We start from the raw sequence: 18,316 nt of genomic DNA on the forward strand, positions 1-18,316 counted from the left end.
CCGGTAAATGAAAAGATAGAGAAAGGAGAGCCTCAGTGGAACTTCGCTTAGTCCTTAAGAATGCTGCTGCTTTAAGTGTGGCAAGTGTGCTGTCCAAAGCAATTACTGCTATAGTGGCCATTGCGGTCGCACGTTATTTAGGGCCAACAACCTATGGAGAGTACAATTCAGCACTAGCTTTTGTGAGTACCTTTATCCTCTTTGTAGATTTTGGTTTGAGCAATTACATGGTCCAAGAAGGCTCTCGTGATGAGAGTGTTTTGCCGCTGTATTTAGGGAACACTTTGGCCTTTAAGACGTTTACCTCACTGGCTATCTATGCGCTGATGCTTGTTCTGATGCCTGCCAACTATAGCTTGACGACCCGAAGCATGGTGATTGTTTTCGGGGTAGCCAGTGCGTTAAATGCCTTAGACAGCTCTGTCTACAACTACTTTCAAGCCAAACAGCAGATGTACTATGCGGCAATGTACCAATTTTTATCGACATTTCTTATTGGCGTACTGACGATCGTGGTGGTGGTGACCAAGGGTAATGTGGTAATGATCACTTATGCCCAGATGGCTGCTACGCTGGCCATTTCAGTCATGTTGTATATCCACCTGAGGCGGAATATCCGGCTCGAGTTCAATTGGCACCGTCTTGTGGAGATGCTCCGGAAGGGACTGCCTTATGGAGCTGCTGTTATTTTTTTGTATGTCTATTTTCAAATCGACATGTTCATGCTCTCTTTAATGCGTGCGTCACGAGAAGTTGGAATTTACTCAGCCGCCTATCGTCTGATTTCCGTGCTCTTATTTATCCCAGGAATTTTAACCAGTGTCATTTATCCTGTTCTGTTCCAACTTGGGGTTGAGAGCCATGACAAACACCGAGAAGCCATTGAGAAGATCTTTAAGGTGTTAAGTGCGGTAGGGATTCCAGGCAGCGTACTGCTGTTTGTTTTAGCAAACCCCTTATTGACTTGGCTTTATAGTCATCGTTTTCAGGCATCGATACCGATTATGATGATTCTATGTTGGTTTTTTGCCCTCGAATGCCTGAGCTTTTCTCTGGGAGATGTTCTGACGACCACCAACCGGCAATGGACCCGAGCCTGGATTCAAGGAGGGGCTGCAGTTATAAATATTGGGATTAACCTTTACGCCATTCCTCGTTACGGAATTTATGGTGCCAGCGTGGCGACTCTCATCACCGAGTTGTATGTCTTTGTGATGTATTATGGGGTGGTACGGCGCCAAGTTTATAAAGTGCGGATATGGCGTCAGCTTCCGGTCATTGTCTTGGCTTCCGCTGCAATGGCAATGGTTGCTTATTTCCTGCGCTATCTTCATCCCTTGGTTTCAGGAGGAATAGCCGGGATCGTTTATCTGGCGATTTTGATCGGCTTAGATCCTGACTTCCAACGCATTGGCGGGTATGTTCTGCGTCAGGTAACTAGTAGGAAAGTATGAGACTTAGGGAGATAAATAATAACGTTGATTGAAAAATAACGGCGGCTTTCCATCAGATATTTCAGGGGATGTCAACAGAAGAGGATGGCGAAGAGCGAAGAAGGCCGCAGGAAACTAGAAATTGAGTATTTAGAATTGAGGTTAGATAGTTATTATGAAAGTTATCACCGTACTGGGTGCCAGGCCCCAGTTTATCAAGGCAGCGCCTCTTTCAGAAGCCCTTCGCAAAAGCCATGAAGAGAAAATCATTCACACCGGACAGCATTATGACTATCAGATGTCGGATGTGTTTTTTGAAGAATTGGGGATTCCTAAACCGGACTATTTTCTGGGGGTAGGCTCAAAACATCATGGAGCCCAAACCGGAGAGATGTTAACAGGAGTGGAAGAAGTGCTTCTGAAGGAAAAGCCCGATTGGGTTCTGGTATTTGGGGATACGAACTCCACCTTGGCAGGGGCTTTGGCTGCAGCGAAGCTTCATATTCCGATTGCTCATGTCGAGGCTGGGCTGCGCAGCTATAATCGGCAAATGCCCGAAGAAGTAAACCGAGTTCTTACGGACCATGTTTCAGCGCTCTTATTTTGCCCAACGGATCAGGCTGTACAAAACCTTGCTCAGGAAGGATTAACGAGCGGTGTGATTCGAACCGGGGATGTTATGGCCGATGCTCTGTATTATCATGCTCGGCGGGCCGAAGAGCGTCAGATAGGAAACACTTTACACTATCAGGAAAAATCTTACCTATTAGCTACCGTCCATCGGGCAGAAAACACAGATACCCCAAGCCGCCTGGAAGGAATCATTAATGCTTTCGCCCGGATCGATGGGAAAATTGTACTTCCGCTTCATCCCCGCACGAAGAAACTTCTTCTGGACCATCAAATCTCGATCCCGGAAAATGTCGAAGTGATTGAACCTGTAGGGTATTTAGAGATGATTCTTCTCGAGAAAGGGGCAGAACTGCATCCTTACAGATTCCGGCGGGGTACAGAAAGAAGCCTATCTTTGGCGAGTGCCCTGTGTAACGATGAGGGACGAGACAGAGTGGGTTGAGACGGTTCAGATCGGATGGAACACGCTCACAGGCGCAAAAACGGAAAAGATTGTGGCTGCGGTTGATCAATATCGCCGGCATGCCCTGCCGCCTTACCAGGAAAATCTTTACGGAAGTGGCCGGGCCAGCGAAGACATCGTGGCAGCCATTGAGCAGAAAAGAAGGTGAGTTTCTTGAGCAGTCCTCATGGATTTGGGCGTATCGGAGTTTACGTGGCGGATGAGTTGGTCCAGGTTTATCAGGAAATGGCCGCACTTATGGGAATTCCGAATCCTGTCTGGAACAACTCTCGGAGCCGGCAGGAGCCCACTGTTTCTGAGGTCTTTTTAAACTGCGATGTTATCTTAGTGGATGGAATTTCGTTATCATCCCTTAGAGGCGTCGGAAAAAATCCCTTGATTTTGGTGTGTGGGCCAATCCAGGGAGAAAATCCCGGTTTGCGGCTGAAAACTATGCCCTTTAATCTTGGCCTCGAGGGAACCCGCGTGCTTGTAGAAGGGCGCGAGTATACGGAATCAAGAGTTGGCGAACCTGTTCTCGATCAGATGCTTGAGGAGCTTCGTAAAATGTTTCGCCAACATGTTAAACATTATCTGGAGCTGCCGCCTATACCTTGGGGATATGCCTATACGATGACGCTGACTCACGATCTGGATATTTTAAGTCTTAAGGAAATGCCGATTGCCCGCACATTTTTAGGGTACTTTTACCGCAGTTCTCTGGTGAACTGGAAACGTTGGCGGACCGGCAAAGTTAAAACCTCAGAATTCACTCAGACTCTTTGGGAGATGGCCAGAACGTGGGCAGCAAAGATCGGACTAGGGCACGATGTTTGGCAGCGCGCCTTGCCGCAGCTGATCGATTTGGAGAAGCGCCTTGGAGTTCGATCAAGTCTATATTTTATGCCTTTCCCCAGAAAGCCTGGTATTCTTCCACATCATAACGAGCCTTCGGATTTAAGGAATCCTGCAAGAACAGAAGCTCCGGCGAATCGAGCCTCCTTCTATGATGTTGCTGAGCAGCAAACACTCCTAACCCGCTTGGAAGAGGAAGGATGGGAAGCAGGGGTTCATGGCATTGATGCCTGGCATTCGGCTCAAGCGGCTCGAGCAGAACAGCGGCGAATTTCCCAATTGACAGGGCAAAATGAATTAGGGGTGCGCATGCACTGGCTGTATTTCGATACTCCTGCTTCTTTTCAGGCCCTGGAAGAGGGTGGATTTCTGTATGATGCCACCTTTGGGTATAATGAAGTTGTAGGCTTTCGTGCGGGTACCCTTCAACCATATCATCCTTTGAATTGTCAAGCACTATGGGAATTGCCTCTACATATTCAGGATGGTGCTTTGATGGGGGAAGAGCATCTTAATTTAAATCGAGAAGAAGCCTTTCATCAGGCCTTGCCAATTTTGGCTTGGGCTAAGCGTCTTGGCGGAGCAGTAAGTCTGCTTTGGCATAATCAGAGTTTTACAGCGCCCCGCTTTTGGGGGGAGGTTTATGAACGCTTGATAGAACAAGGAAAACAGGACGGAGCGTGGATTGCTATACCACGCGAAGCCTTGAGATGGTTTGCCCGCAGGCGAGAATGTCAGGTGGCCTTGACGGTCGAAGGAACAAGCTGGAAGGTTTCCTGCACACAACCTGAGGGAGCTGCCTCTTTGGGGCAATCTACCTCCCAGATACCTCCGGTACGGATCCGGCTTTATCTTGATCCACGTCGAATTCAAGCCTGTTCATCCTCTTATGAGGTGGGAGAAGGGTATATCGATTTTTCGGCTCAGCCCTTAATAACGCTAAATGTGGAAGGAGAAGAGCTAGGGTGATGCTTCTTTTGAAATGGTGTTTTTTTCTCTTCAGTCTTGGTTTAGTTGTTTACTTTGGCTGGAAGAAACCGAGTGTCTTAATCTCCTTCCTTGCAGGATCTGTCGCCTTAGATATCTCCACCACTTGGTTTCCTCCCCTTGGGGCAATCGGCTCTCAAATAAACAGCTTGGCACGTCTTTTTACAGTGGGGATTATCGCGGCGGCCCTTTGGTCCCTTTGGAGACATCCTGAAAAACGGCAGCAATTGAAGACAATTGTAAAGTATCCCCTGAGCATAGCGTTATTGATCTATATTGGGGTTGGCGCTTTCAGCCTTGTGTATACCATTGGCAGGTCAGAAACTCTGGGGGGAGTAGTCCGGCTGCTCACGTTGTTTATGCTCTATTTGGGCATCTGTCTGCTGGCAGAGCCTAAAAATATTCTCCTCCCGTTGAAGGTCGTGCATTGGGTCGGTGTGGCCTTAATTCCTCTCACAGTGTATGAGGGGGTGACACGTCATTTTATTTGGCGAGGATATTTGGCTGAGGGAGAAATCGCTCGGGTTAATGCTACCTTCGTAGATCCCAATATCTTTGCCCGCTACTTGGTTTTGGGGATTGTGGCAAGTTTAATTCTTCAATATTTATGTCGGGAACCACGGAAACGGCTGGTATACTTCGTTTCCCTCATGGGATTGTTGGCTGCCTTAGCCATTACTCTCTCACGCAGCGGGATAGTGACGTTAGTGGTTGTCTTAGTCTTGATGTGCTTGCTTATTCGACGGAAGCGGATGCTCCAACCGATTGGAGTTTTAGGACTGATCGGAGTCGTTATTGTTGCTTTGCGGCCGACTGTCTGGCAGCGTCTCCTGACGATTCGGAACGGTTTGGGAGCGCTGGATGAGCAAAGGGCCTATCTGTTCAGAGTCTCATGGGCCATGTTTCGAGACCATCCCTTGTTCGGAGTTGGCTTAGGCGGATTTCAGAAATCATTTTTAACGAATTACTTAAGTTATAAGACTGCAATTCCCTATGTTCAAGGAGTAACTCTTTCTCATACGACCATTCTGACGATTGCCGCAGAGCTTGGCATCGTCGGTCTAGCCGCCCTGGCCTGGGTGTGGGTGGCTATTTTTCGGGCCTTAAAGGGTTTACAGGATAGTGACGTTAATAAACTAGGAGACGATGTAAGCGGCGTTGGCCTGAAAGGCGTAAGCGGGAGTGAGGCTGAAGGCGCCAGTGCCGGAGAAAGCGAATCGGGCAAGAGAAGGGCAAGTTCGAACGCAGGTTATCTAATTGGAGTAGGGTATTTCTTATGGATCGCTGCAGTTTTTATCAGCTCGCAGTCTGAGGCGCGGTTTTTTGAAGATCCGATGATCTGGATCAGCATGGGAATAATGGTTCATATGTTGGTGGGCAAAGTTGGGAGTGAAAACAGACGTGAGTTTAACCATACAGCCAGTTGAGCACGAACTATGGCAAGATTTCTTGAAGGGAATGTCTCAGGGTTCTCTCTTTCACCGCTGGGAATGGCAGGATATTATTGAAATAGGTTTTGGAGTAAAGGTCAACCGACTCGGACTTTTTGACGGAGAGGGGATCTTAAGAGGGGTGCTCCCTTTAGCCGAACGAAAGATGAGCCTGCTCAAGTTAGCAGGAAGTTCACTGTCCGGCACGGCAACCCCTCATACCGGACCGTTAGGAGCGGTGGCTTTGCCAGAAGTGCTGCTTGCTCTGGAGGATTATGCGGCTAAAAAGCATTTTGATTATCTTGAGCTGACCCTTCCGGATTTGTCAGGAAAAGAGGTTGCTGAACAGCAAGGATACACAGTTCAGGAACTGTTGACCTTGGATTTAGTTCTGCCCAAGGATGAAGAGTCTTTATGGGCGGGCCTGGAAGTGCGCTGCCGCAACGCCGTACGCAAAGCGGAAAAATCGGGAGTAGAGGTGATTGAACCTCAAACCCTTGAAGAATGGTTGGAGCCGTACTACGCTCTCTCCTGCGGAGTTTATCGCCGTCAAGATAAAGAACCCCCCTTCACCAAGGAATACTTCACAGCTCTTTGGCAAAAACTATATCCAACGGGAGATTTGGTGGTTTTGTTAGCTCGTTTTGAAGGAAAAATAATCGCCGGGGGGATTTTTCCGCGGGATAAAAACGTTGGCTATTATTTGGACGGGGTATCAGATCGGGAATACAACAAAGTAGTCCCCAATAATCTCGTACAATGGGAATACCTGAAACGGGCTCAAACCATGGGAGTTGAACTCTACGATATGGTAGGTGCCAATATCCCGAGCATCGCCAAATTCAAGAAAAGTTTTGGCAGCACAGAGCGGAAATATCTCTACGCTTACCGCAATCGGACCCTTGCAGCTCGGGTGGGGAGAACAGTCTATGCCAAACACGGAGACACGATTAAGAAATTTCTTAAACGCTCCTGATCAAGGCTCAAAGTTTGGCTAAGCAGGTGTGGAGTGTTACAATAAACTAGACATGATTTTTCAGAGGAGAAAAAGGAGCGGCGGTCTATTTTGCGCATATTAATGTTGACACAATACTTTCCACCAGAGTCCGGGGCTGCACAGGTCCGGCTTAAAGAAGTTGCCAAAGGGCTGCAGCGCAATGGTCACGAAGTAACTGTGGTCACGGCCTTTCCCAATCACCCCAGCGGAATTATTCCACCGGAGTACCAGGGACATTGGCGAATGAAGGATGAGGTTGATGGCATTCCGGTCTGGCGGACTTGGATTTATCCGGTGCAGAGAGGACGGTTCTGGAAGCGCCTTCTCAACTATTTTTCGTTTGTTTTTTCCTCCTTCTGGGGTTTGAGTAAAGCTGGAAAGCAAGATACTCTGTTTTTTGAATCCCCTCCTTTATTTTTGGGGATCACTGCTTTAATCTATGGGTGGTTTACACGTACGCGAATTATCATGAATATCTCCGACCTTTGGCCGGAATCAGCCGTGGCCTTGGGGCTTGTTAATAATCGTTGGATGATCGGCGCTGCAGAGTGGTTAGAGAAACTGCTTTACCGCCGAGCCTGGAAAATATCCTCTCAAACTGAAGGAATACGTTCCTCATTGCTGAAACGAGGCGTTCCTGAGCATAAAGTGACTTTTTTACCGAACGGGGTGAACTTAGATCTTTTTGCACCTCGTGAACGGGATCAAGCCCTGGCCTTGATGCTGGGGATCCAAGAAGAGGATTTTGTCTTGATTTACGCTGGAACGATGGGATATGCTCAGGGCCTGGAATCTGTGATTAAAACAGCTGAGCTTCTCAGAGAGGAACCCGGGATTTGCTTTTTATTTGTGGGAGACGGCACGGAGAAACCGATGCTCGAAGCGCTTGTCAAGGAAAAAGGTTTAGACAATGTAAGTTTTGTAGAGTTTCAGCCGGTCCAGAAAATGCCAAGATATTTTTCCCTGGCCTCTGCCAGCATTGTTCCGCTTAAAAAGAATAAGCTTTTCGAAGGAGCGCGTCCTTCAAAAATGTTTCCCGCTCTTGGTTCGGCAGTCCCTGTTATTTATTCCGGGGAAGGGGAGGCAGCCGAACTGGTTTTATCATCCGGCGGCGGTGTCGTTGTTGAACCAGAAAACAGTGAAGCGCTGGCGCAAGCTATTTTGGAACTTAAGTCTAACCCTAACCGGCGGGAGATGGGGAAAAGAGGGCGCCAGTTTGTGCAAGAACATTATGCTTGGACTGAGATTATTTCACGTTGGCTGAAAGAACTGGGGATCTAACTAGAAGCCGAGCAATGGCCTGGATTCTCGAGATAAGAGATTGAATATCTAAAGGAAATAAGGACGATGATACTGATACAGTACCGCGTATGATTAGGAAAGGAGACGAAACGATGGATCAGAGATCTTCGGCATCCGTGGAAAGCAGAGGTTTAACCTATCCCCAGTGGCAATTGGCTTTGAAGCGGTTGTTGGATTTTGTGGTCGCTTTATTGCTCCTTATCGTGGTGTCTCCTTTATGGCTCTTTATTGTTCTCTGGATTCGCTCGGATTCTGAAGGACCGGCTATATTTACGCAGATTCGGGTGGGGCTGGAGGGAAAGCCTTATACCATCTATAAGTTTCGCACGATGGTCCAGAATGCCGAAGCCCTCATCAAGGACAAACTGGAACAGGTGAATGATCTCGAAACCTTCGTTTTTCAGGAAAAAGATGATCCGCGCATTACTCGAAGCGGTCATTTCCTCAGAAAAACAAGTTTGGATGAGCTTCCTCAATTGATCAACATTTTGATAGGAAACATGAGTCTCGTCGGTCCGCGCCCAGAGGTTCCGGAAATCGTCAAGCTTTACACACCACAACAACGGCGAAGGCTTAATCTCCTGCCGGGTGTAACCGGTTTGGCGCAAATCAATGGGCGAAGCGAATTGACCTTGGGCGAAACCATGAACTTTGATTTAGAGTATGTTAAGACTTGGAGCTTCTGGTTAGACCTGAAAATTCTCTGGAAAACCGTTTTTGTAGTTTTTACTGGCAAGGGAGCATACTGAGAAGGGATCTCATGATATAGGGCAGTGACGCAGAGTGTAAAAAGCTTTCGTCACTGTCCTCTGTTTTTGTCTTTTGAGTATTTGGAGAATCGGGCATCTTAAAGAGATAACCACAGAATTAACACAATAGGGACAATAAATCCTATAACCTTCTTGATATGATTAGAAATCATCAGTTTGAAATTTGGTTATTATTCCTTGATCTGGTTAAACTATTTTTAGATTTAAGAATTGCCAATCCACTCAAGAAAATGTAAGGAGTGTTCTTTTCCGTGCTGAATAAGAAGCCTCAATATGAGCCAGGTATTGAACTTGCTGCAATATGTTTATATGATTTACCTGAAATTGCCCGATTATATCAGGAAGCCTTTTCTGATCATTTCTTGGGTCATATGGGCCAGAAATTTCTGCAGCTCTTTTGTGCACAATTTATAAATTCACCGACTAATCATGGTTATGTCGCCAAAAGTAATGGCAGGGCGGTAGGTTTCGTCTTAGGGTCGATTGATCGCCAACCTTTTGCACGATTTTATCGCCAAAATTTTTGGACACTTATAACTCTGGTCATTATGCGATATTTTCAAGATGCCTATGTCCGGAAACATATCGTGAAAAGGTTTGGCTGTATTGCAGATGCTCTGAAATCCTTTGTTCCCAGAAGACATCAAGAGGGTGAGACAAAAGACGAACAAAACAGGTTTGCGCCGGCAAGAATCTTGGCAATTGGAGTCAGTTCAGACTATCGGGGAATGGGGATTGGAAATCAGCTAACGAGTTATTTTTGTAGCAAAATGAAACAAGAGGGATATAAAAAAGTAGGCTTGTCTGCACTTCCCTGGAACGAACGAGCCATTCACTTTTATAAAAAAGATGGATGGGTTTTAGAAGAAAGTAATGCCGCATCACTAAGTTTCATAAGAACTATTGTTTAAGTCAGGTTGAGAAAATCCCCCTTTGACTTGAAATGGGGCCGTGCTGAAACTTTAGTCTCAGCAAAGAAAATGCTCCCTCTCAGAACAGATAGCCAATAATCTGTTCTGAGAGGGAGCATTTTCATATCAAAATACAGCAGGAGTCAAGCCAGTTTTCTTGTACTAATCAGAAAGTATAACTTTGTTGTATACTGCAAGAAGGTTAATTCGTGCGAAGACAGTGTCTTCGTCTTGAAGCATAAGGGCAACTAAGGCAGCCGCCTTCGCCAAGGCTAACAAGTGCGAAGACAGTGTCTTCGGGCGCCAGCCAAGTTTTCTTTAATCCTTTAGGAGGAACTACTTCATTTATTGTCGAATAAGATAGGGTAAGGACAAGACTTGGTATGGAGGGGGAAGAGGGAGAGAAATGGGTTTTCGCCAAATCAGGAAGATTATGGCCATTTTGATGGTCGGACTCTTTTTTTGCAGCTAATTCCGGTCAAAACAGTCTCGGCGGCAGTGGATCAAACGGCTTACTACGCTGGGATTGGGAATAAACTAGATTATTGGGCAAATAAATATAATATTCCTCCAGTCCTGCTCAAAGCCATTGCTTGGATGGAGAGCGGCTGGAAGCAATATCAGCTCGATGCCTCGGGACAGCCTATGTTAGATCATCCTTTAATTGGGAACGATGGTATTGGCATTGGGATTATGCAGATCTCGAGTTACAATTCCGCTGACACTGCGACAGTGGATAAATTGAAGAACGATATTGACTTCAATATTGAAACGGGCTGTCAAATGCTTAATCAAAAATGGCGGGCCGCGCCGAAAATTGGCAACGGTGATCGAAACGTTCTGGAAAACTGGTATTTTGCTGTGTGGGCCTACAACAGTTGGGGTTCACGGAACAACCCGAATGTTAGTACAGGGACATCAGCTTATCAGGACTCAATTTTCAGCCTTATGGGGCAGAAATACAACAGTGCAATTACCTTCGCTCCTGGCGCGACGAAGTTTCCAGCAACCCTTTTGCCTTCTGTGAATCCGCCGAATTACTCCAGCCGCTGGAGCACGCCGTCTGTGACGCATACGGGGGATCTCGCCATTGATCAGACCCTCTTGTTGTCGACGGGAGGAGGATCAGGCGCTGATGCCGCGAATGGTGATTATTGGTACAACTACGCACGTTGGGCATCCTACTATGCCCTAGGTTTTTACAATACTGCCTATAACAGCTCGACGATTACGGATAAGACTCTGGTTTCTCAGAAGATCCTAAGCGCTCAAAGCAATCTCCTAGCTGAAGCTGACTCCTTAGTCCTGGAAGGAAAAGACTCTTCGGATGTTAATGCCGCAAAATATTATTGGACGGTTCTCCAAGGCCCCAGTTTAGATGGAGGGCTTATGGAGCGGGCAAAATCTGGTCTGCAGAGTGCACTTGGCAAACTTTTGGATGAATCGGACAAACTGGTCCTTGCAGGAACGGCTCCTTCCTACGTGAGTGCCGTGCAAGATTATGGAATCGTTTTGCAAGGTTCGAGCTTGGATGATGCCCTCGCTCAACGGGCAACAACCAGTCTCCTTAATGCTTATACTAAGCTCTTAGCAGAAGCGGACAAACTGGCTTTTGATGGAACAACTGCGTCGAAGGCTAGTGCCGCAAGTTACTATTTAACCGTTTTACAAGGACCGAGTCTGGATGCGAGTATCACCGACCGGGCTAATGCAGGCTACCAGGCAACAAGTGCTTCGGATTCTGGCTCTACCTCCGACCCAACACCAAATCCAACACCGACACCGACACCAACTCCCCAACCCGTAGTTCCAACCATCACACGCCTCTCAGGAACACGGGCGGAAGACACGGCAATCAAGATATCCCAAAAGGGTTGGGCTGACAATACTGCCCCGGTTGTACTTTTAGCCCGGGTAGACCGTTTCCAGGACGCCCTGGCCTCCGCTCCCCTGGCAAGAAAACTTAATGCTCCTTTGCTTCTGACAGCACCGGACCAGCTAGATAGTAGCGTGTTACAAGAATTAAAACGACTTGGAGCGGGGACGAAAGTCTACGTTATCGGGGGAGAAGGCGCGATTAAAACGACAGTGACGGATGCCCTTACTCAAGCGAATTTACCCAACGAGCGGATTTTCGGCAATACTGCCGCTGATACGGCCGCTGCCATCGCTCGTAAAATGGGTCCGAGTACTCAGGTTATACTCGCTTCCAGTACGAGCTTCCCGGATGCTTTATCCTCCTCAGCTCCGGCTGCAGCCTTGGGGATTCCCATCCTGCTGACAGAACAAGGCACCCTGCCCGGTTCTACCCTGCAGGTCTTAAAGGATTTCAATGTGACCAAGACGATTATCGTAGGAGGCAAATTTGCCATTTCCCCAGTCTTTGACAGTAAGGGCGGACCCCTGACCAGCTTCGGTCCCCTTCGCTTGGCGGGGGAGACGAAATATGATACGATGTTACAGATTGTAACCTATTTCAAGCAGGACCCGACGACCCTCGTGATGGCAACCGGTGAAAACTTCCCGGATGGTTTAGCGGGAGGAGCTTTTGCAGCCTTAACCGGAAGTCCGATGCTTTTGATCCCGCAAGGGGATATAAACTCTGATACTAAGGCTTATTTGAAAGATCAAGCCGGGAAAACTACAAATGCGTATATTCTTGGCGGAACGGGAGTCATCTCCAATTCGAATGCGAAAACTATTACTACTATATTAACTCAGTAATACTCCAAAATCGGCAAGAGGATGGGCGTCATTGAATAAACGGCACAAAAAGGTACGAGAGTTCGAATCTCGTGCATCGAATCCTGCATATCGAAAAGGGCTATGGATAACAGGCTTCCTGTTCTTCATAGCCTTAGGCATTGAGCTTCTCTATATCAAATCTTACCAGGTACATTATTTCATTTCGAAGGATGGGTACCTTTACACCAACATAGCCGAGAGCTTTCTTCAGGGCAAAGGGCTTATCAATACCGTGAATTTCGCCGAGGGTGCTGATCATCTCATGCAGGCGATTCCAAAGAATCGTGACTACGTTATTGGCCCAGTCTATCCCTTATTGCTGGCCTTGATTTATGGAATATTCGGGCTGAAAAACTATGCTATGGTGGTCACTGTTCTTCACGCCGTGCTTGGAGCTGCCAGTGCGGTATTAGCCTACAAGACGGGGGAACTTATCTTCGGCAAAGCGTATGCCTGGATTCCCTACCTCTTAACGTTAGGATACCCGCTGTTCGCCTTTTGGGGGATGTACATTCTAACAGAGGTCACTTATGTTTTTGCAATTTGGTTGTTTTTATATTGCCTAGCGCGTTATGCTCGAGACATCGCACGGCCAAAACTGATGACCCTTTTGATTCTAGGAGCGGTCATAGGGTTTTCCAATCTTGTCCGACCGTTGCTTTTGCTTTATTTTCCGGTCTTGGGATTTTGGATCTTCTGGATGAAGGGTTGGCGTTTAAAACTGGCCCTGAGGGATTTCACTCTAATTGTGATGATGACCGTCCTAGTCATGTGCCCTTGGTGGGTACGCAATGAGTTGAAATATCATCAGTTTATCCCAGTTTCAAACTATGGATCCTACGAATTCTATTTAGGGAACAATCCTAAAACGGTAACCAACGTTTACTTTGTTTTCGATCAGCCCAGCTATGATCCAGCTGTCAAGGCACGTATTGAGAAGCTGCCCATAGGAGAACAGGAAAAAGAGTATAAAAGTCTGGGAGTCTCCTACATTCTCAGCCACCCAGTGATGTTTTTGGAACGCACTTTGGCTAAAGAAAAGAATCTGTTTTGGAAACCTGTAAGCCCTCCCGAGGGACAAGCTTACAAGATGCGGGGAGATTTTCTTGACAAATGGTATCTTCTGTTGGGATTGATCGGAATACTGCTTAGCTTAATCTGGATAAAACGATACAGTTTTCTCCTGCTGTATGTACTTTACTATAGCTTTGTTGTAAGTATGATCACAGTGGTCTCAGGGGGGCGATATCGCTTGCCTGTAATGCCCGCCATGATTTTATTGGGGTCATTAGTCTTTGTGATGCTGCTTAAAGGAATCGGAAAAATGCAAGGAGTCGTACAGCGTGCAGGTGGGAGGGCTTAACGTATGTCGCGTGTCCAAATCGTCGTACTCATAACGAGCTTCCTCGTGACAGGTTTTATTATTGAGCAAGTCCGACAACGCCGTTTAGCCGTTGAATATTCTCTGATCTGGATTGTTGCGGGTCTCGGCATGATCTTTTTTTCTTTATGGAGAAATGGAATAGAGTACTTAGCAAGTCTCATGGGAATTTATTATGCTCCTTCGGCGATATTCGTAGTTTTTGGGGTGTTGGTTTTCGTCTTGTGTGTCCATTTCTCTTTAGCGATTTCTAAGCTGAGTTCCACAAATCGTGTTTTGGTTCAAAGAATTGCCTTGCTTGAAGATGACTTGAAAAATTTTGAAGCTAAATCCAGCGAGAGAGAATTAGGACCTAAGGGCGAAAATAAGTCACTTAAGGACGTGTAGAAAGAAAGTATGCAAAGAATCTTAGCCATTGTCCCCGCCTTGAATGAGGCTGAGAATATCGGTTCTGTTGTAAGAAATCTGAAAAGCGTGTCCCCTTGGCTGGATGTCCTTGTGATTGACGATGGGTCAACGGATCAAACAGCAGAGGTTGCTCACGCACATGGGGCGAAAGTAATTTCTTTGCCTGTGAATCTGGGAATCGGTGGAGCGGTACAGACAGGGTTTCTTTACGCTGTTAAGAATCGCTATGATGTTGCCCTTCAAGTCGATGGAGACGGGCAGCACAGAGCGGAAGAAATTCGCAAATTAATTGAACCTATTCTTCAGAAGCAGGCCGACGTCACGATTGGTTCACGCTTCCTGACCAAGACATCCTACAAATCAGCTTTATCTCGACGGCTGGGAATCTATCTGTTAAGTAAAACGATCCAGTCCGTCGTGCGCAAGAAATATTCAGATCCCACCTCCGGGTTTCGGGCCTATAACCAGAAGGCCCTGCGAGTTGTCTCAACTCATTACTCTACAGATTATCCGGAACCTGATTCCATCGTCACCTTAGTGAAGAACGGAATGCGAGTTATAGAGGTCTCGGTGGAAATGGATGCCCGCCTTTCAGGAAGTTCTTCGATTACCCCCTTTAAGAGCGGGTACTATATGTTTAAAGTGAGTTTGGCGATTATTCTTAATTCCATGATGAGCAGGATATGGCCGGAGTGAGCAATAAATCCCGAAGTTTATGTAATAAACTTCGGGATTTATTTACTTGTTCAACGTTGAGGACTCCCAAAAGTGAACTATTCTAACAGTTCCGTAGTCATCTCACGGATACGCCCTGTAAAATATACGCTGTACCCTTCGACGTTCGTTTCCGCGAAGCGGAAGAAGATGATGAGCATATAAGCAATGTGGTTCAGCCAGAGTATAAGGTTCCTGAAATGCAGAACTCAGGCGACGACCTAAGTTCTCTTTTTGATTCCTACTTTCTTGTAATAATAATGACGCCTAAGCAGATCACCAATACCCCTATAATTTTCGAAGGTGTAAGTTGCTCTTTGAAAATTGTTGCTCCAATAATCATGGCAAAAATAAAGGCTGTACTCTGGATGGGATAAACATAGCTTAATTCGCCTTTATTTAAGACATAAATCCAAAGTACAGAAGCAAAGGCGTATACCGTAAGGCCTCCGAGTATATAGGGGCTTAAGAAAAGCCGAAGAAGCTGGCTAAGGCTGTGAACCTCTTTACCTGAGGCCCCTAATTTCCAAAGAGTTTGCCCAGTCACCATCAGCACGGAATTAAAAATCGTCAGTAGTATTAACAATAAGTTCACCTCATATTTATTTAGATTGCTGATAATATTATACAATGTAAGGGTATTTAAGCAATCTATAAGTACTCTCACAGCATTCTCTTATAGCGTAACTTAAGTTTGATAGGTTGATAGGTTGATGCTGAAATGTTTAAAGAAAGAAAATTGATGTTGGGCTGAAATGAAAATAATAAGAGCCGTCAAACTTAAATGACGGCTCTTATTGTTTTCACATGGAAGCAAACCCCGCACCTTGCTTTACCTTAAATACTGCTTAAGAAGCGGGAAAATCGCACTAGAGCTTACGGGATTTAGGGACCAACTAAGGGACCAGGCCCCAACACCACCTAGTCCGTATTGGTTGAGCAAGGACAGTTTGGCATTCCAGCTTTGGGCATCATCATAATAGACGGTATGTGTACCTAAAGAATCAGTATAATTGAAATAGGGAATCTGAGATGAATCTCTCTGAACCGGACCTTTAGCGAGGGCCGAAAGTTCGGCCATTCCTCCGGATTTCCGCTGATAGGTTGCGCCGCTCCCAGAGGTTGTCGTCCACCAATCAGCACCATAATAAGGTATACCCAGAAGTACTTTGTGCATATCAACGCCTTGTCCAAGAGTATATTGCAGCACCTTGTTCATCCAATCCAGGGGTGCGATGGGTCCGGGGGTTGAGTGGCTATAGTCATAGGTCATAATGTCCAAGTAATCAACATACTGAGCCAAGGAGGCATAGTTGAATTCAGCGAGCCAAGATTCGGAGCCTGTTCGAGCCATGACAGCCTCAATCACCAATTTGTTTAAAGGATGAAGTTTGGCATAGAGCTCTTTCATAAACTGTGTAAGATTGGGTCCCGTGCTGTCGCTCATGAGTTCAAAGTCGATGATAATCCCATCTGAGTTGGTGCTTTGGATTCGTGAGATGATTTGGTCTTCTAATTTTGTTCGGGCTGTTGGTGAAGCCAGTACAGTGTCCACAGTTTTGGGACTGCTCCAAGTGGATTGAATCACAGGGAGGACTTTGAGATTGCGAGCATGGACAGCACTTGCGAACTGTGCATAGTCCCCTGAGGTGGCATCCCAGCCTCCTGTCACATTGCCGTCTGCAGTGTCATCAAGATAATACCAGCTTGGCGAAATTATGTCTGCGTAATCTGTAGCCGGAGAGGGGATGGATTGAAGTTGACTAAGCATCCCTTTCGCCCCGCTTAAGCCTCCTTGAGTGTATTGAAGGGAAATTCGCGGTTGGGCAGCTCCTGTGCGCAGGATACTTTCCATTTTGTAATTGATAACGCCCCACCCCCCTAAAATCGTAAAGGTAGTGCCTAAGGACCGCTTCTGATCAAGATATGAGGTAGTATAAGCAGCTAACTGTGTCGAGGGAAACAAAAGGATGGGTGAATTGGTTTTAGCTGCCAGAGCAGCTCCTGCCAAGGCATCCGGAAAGTTTATTCCTGTAGCGACATAAACTTGGGAACTATCGAAAGGAAGTTGATTTAAGACAATGGAGTTGGTCTCGTACTGATCGTAGCCAGCGAAGCGGGCAGTGACCTTGACCGGCTGAGGAAGTTTACTGAGCTGTTCTTCGACTGAATCACTGATAACAGCTTTGCCGCCAATTAAAGTTACCTGCTGAACTCCCATTTGAGCAAGAGCTGCAATTGTTTCCGGAGGCAATGAATCGGAGCGGGTCAGCAAAATCGGTATTCCTTGGGCTGCAGCGTAAGAAGAGATACTTAGGGCATCTGGAAAATGTTCACCATTGACAATGAAGGCCTGGCTGGAAGTCGGAGTTGCTACGCCAGCAATAGCTGCAGCTGTTCCGTATTGATCCCAGCCTGCCAGGCGTTTCGGCAGGATCCCTTGGTCCTTGAGGGTCTGCTCGATCGAACTGCTCAAGGCAACGGTTCCGCCAAGAAGATAGACTTCTTGTGTACCTAGTCGTTTCAGCTCGGCTAATACAGCAGGGTCTAAGTGATCTGATTCCGTTAAAAGCAAGGGTCCATTTACTTTATGGGCCAGAACGGACCCAGTAAGTGCATCCGGAAAGTTTCCACCCGTAGCCAGAACGGCGACAGGAGCTTGATCCCAGCCCTTTTTAGAAATCTCTACAGCCGTATCGTACAGTGTATTCCCGTAGATCCGATCTGTGAATGTCTCACTTGAGGCGGCTTGCACATCAAGCGGCTGAATGGGGATAAGGTTGATAAGGAGGGCCAGACTGCATATGAGCGCGATAAGGTTTGATGTAATTTTGAATCTGCCCTTTTTACTTCTAATTAAATTGCGATTTGATTTACTTGTGAAGAATTTAATTATTCTTCCCCTCCTTTTGTTTTAAAAATTTAAAGTTCTGTAAACTTTGCCCTTTAAGTATTCGTTGTTGAAGAGTGAAAACCTGCCGAAAATTCGACAACATCAATTGCCAATATCAAACAATTGACTTCCAAATCTCGATGTTACGATTGTTCGGGCAAGAATGGAAAGCAACAGTTCCTGTCGAATTGGGTCTTTACTCAGTGCTCGGAAAGAAAGAGGTGTAAGAACATCTTTATTAGAAGGAGTTTTATAAAAAGACTAGGGTCTAAAACGAAATATTGTCTTGTTCCTTTAATAGTAATAGGATTGATTGCCCCGAATCTCCAACTCGTGCTATTCCCCTCAATCGACTGAAAAAGTGTTGTCTTTGTGACAACCCAACCCCAAAACAACATCCTTTCCTATCGTCGTG

At 46.4% G+C, this 18,316-nt stretch carries 13 protein-coding genes and 1 pseudogene; 12 read left to right on the forward strand and 2 right to left on the reverse strand.

What is annotated here, in order from left to right:
* Nucleotides 1–35: 35 nt before the first annotated feature.
* The 12 genes and pseudogenes from VZF35_RS16505 to VZF35_RS16560 all read left to right on the forward strand — a co-directional run bounded on the left by VZF35_RS16505 (nt 36) and on the right by VZF35_RS16560 (nt 14,990).
* Nucleotides 36–1,454, forward strand: a complete 1,419-nt coding sequence (locus VZF35_RS16505) for a flippase (RefSeq protein WP_407306584.1) — start codon at nt 36–38, stop codon at nt 1,452–1,454.
* Between the two features lie 154 nt (nt 1,455–1,608).
* Nucleotides 1,609–2,677: pseudogene (gene wecB / locus VZF35_RS16510) on the forward strand (non-hydrolyzing UDP-N-acetylglucosamine 2-epimerase).
* 5 nt (nt 2,678–2,682) lie between these two features.
* Complete coding sequence (locus VZF35_RS16515; RefSeq protein ID WP_407306586.1) at nt 2,683–4,332, forward strand: hypothetical protein; 1,650 nt, start codon at nt 2,683–2,685, stop codon at nt 4,330–4,332.
* Nucleotides 4,332–5,777 carry an O-antigen ligase family protein gene (locus VZF35_RS16520; protein ID WP_407314656.1) on the forward strand — a complete coding sequence of 482 codons (1,446 nt, stop codon included), beginning with the start codon at nt 4,332–4,334 and terminating at the stop codon, nt 5,775–5,777. The genes VZF35_RS16515 and VZF35_RS16520 overlap by 1 nt, the downstream gene beginning before the upstream one ends.
* Complete coding sequence (locus VZF35_RS16525; protein WP_407306589.1) at nt 5,752–6,756, forward strand: lipid II:glycine glycyltransferase FemX; 1,005 nt, start codon at nt 5,752–5,754, stop codon at nt 6,754–6,756. The genes VZF35_RS16520 and VZF35_RS16525 overlap by 26 nt, the downstream gene beginning before the upstream one ends.
* Nucleotides 6,757–6,846: 90 nt before the next feature.
* Nucleotides 6,847–8,058 carry a glycosyltransferase family 4 protein gene (locus tag VZF35_RS16530; protein WP_407306591.1) on the forward strand — a complete coding sequence of 404 codons (1,212 nt, stop codon included), beginning with the start codon at nt 6,847–6,849 and terminating at the stop codon, nt 8,056–8,058.
* Between the two features lie 113 nt (nt 8,059–8,171).
* A complete protein-coding gene (locus VZF35_RS16535) occupies nt 8,172–8,828 on the forward strand; it encodes a sugar transferase (RefSeq protein WP_407306594.1) in 657 nt (218 codons plus the stop codon).
* Between the two features lie 272 nt (nt 8,829–9,100).
* On the forward strand, nt 9,101–9,760 hold the full coding sequence (locus tag VZF35_RS16540) for a GNAT family N-acetyltransferase (RefSeq protein ID WP_407306596.1): 660 nt from the start codon (nt 9,101–9,103) through the stop codon (nt 9,758–9,760).
* Between the two features lie 462 nt (nt 9,761–10,222).
* Entirely contained in the window at nt 10,223–12,484 is a 2,262-nt protein-coding gene (locus VZF35_RS16545) for a cell wall-binding repeat-containing protein (RefSeq protein WP_407306598.1), read from the forward strand.
* A gap of 31 nt (nt 12,485–12,515) precedes the next feature.
* The gene (locus VZF35_RS16550; protein ID WP_407306600.1) at nt 12,516–13,868 is read left to right on the forward strand and encodes an ArnT family glycosyltransferase; all 1,353 of its coding nucleotides are present in this window, start codon (nt 12,516–12,518) and stop codon (nt 13,866–13,868) included.
* 3 nt (nt 13,869–13,871) lie between these two features.
* Nucleotides 13,872–14,273, forward strand: a complete 402-nt coding sequence (locus VZF35_RS16555; RefSeq protein WP_407306602.1) for a DUF2304 domain-containing protein — start codon at nt 13,872–13,874, stop codon at nt 14,271–14,273.
* 9 nt (nt 14,274–14,282) lie between these two features.
* Nucleotides 14,283–14,990: a glycosyltransferase family 2 protein gene (locus VZF35_RS16560; protein ID WP_407306604.1), complete on the forward strand. Its 708-nt coding sequence runs from the start codon at nt 14,283–14,285 to the stop codon at nt 14,988–14,990.
* A 259-nt stretch (nt 14,991–15,249) separates the two neighbouring features.
* On the opposite strand, the gene VZF35_RS16565 is transcribed toward VZF35_RS16560, so the two are convergent.
* Both VZF35_RS16565 and VZF35_RS16570 read right to left on the reverse strand, forming a co-directional pair.
* Nucleotides 15,250–15,594: an EamA family transporter gene (locus VZF35_RS16565; RefSeq protein ID WP_407306607.1), complete on the reverse strand. Its 345-nt coding sequence runs from the start codon at nt 15,592–15,594 to the stop codon at nt 15,250–15,252.
* A gap of 246 nt (nt 15,595–15,840) precedes the next feature.
* Entirely contained in the window at nt 15,841–17,763 is a 1,923-nt protein-coding gene (locus tag VZF35_RS16570) for a cell wall-binding repeat-containing protein (protein WP_407306609.1), read from the reverse strand.
* Nucleotides 17,764–18,316: the final 553 nt, after the last annotated feature.

This window comes from Desulfosporosinus paludis, assembly GCF_045689965.1.
GTDB lineage: Bacteria > Bacillota > Desulfitobacteriia > Desulfitobacteriales > Desulfitobacteriaceae > Desulfosporosinus > Desulfosporosinus paludis.